1 pseudogene is annotated in these 374 nt (G+C 55.9%); it reads left to right on the top strand.

The features are described from left to right. A pseudogene (locus JIF53_RS00295) lies at positions 1–146 on the top strand (IS1380 family transposase); the annotation flags it as partial. Between the last annotated feature and the right edge of the window lie 228 nt (positions 147–374).

Raw genomic sequence — 374 nt, 5'->3', positions numbered from 1 at the left:
GCCTGAGAACCGTGATGCAGGAAATCATGACCATGGCCTGCCGCCTGGTGCACAGTGGCCGGCAGTGGATCCTGCGATTTGGCCGGCACTGCCCAGGCTTTGCGGTTTACCGCGATCTTTATCGGGGCCTTGCTTCCGCCGGATAGGCCAACTCAACCACTGGCAAAAAACAATCCTCCCGGAATCCTCTGCCGGGACAGCCCGCTATTGCCTAAACAATGCATGCTGGTCATTTATCAACCAATATCGGACCATCGGTTGCTCCCGCTCTTTGCTTCCTGACCTCAAAGTCAGAATCTCACCCAGTTATCGCCTCTTGTTGGCGCAGAGGTGGGCTTGACGGGTATATTGGCGAGCGAAGTCACTGATTCAGG

Source organism: Marinobacter sp. bablab_jr008, assembly GCF_016464145.1.
Taxonomy (GTDB): domain Bacteria; phylum Pseudomonadota; class Gammaproteobacteria; order Pseudomonadales; family Oleiphilaceae; genus Marinobacter; species Marinobacter nauticus.
The sequence above is the reverse complement of the archived record's forward strand: the minus strand, read 5'-3'. Positions and strand labels throughout refer to the sequence as shown.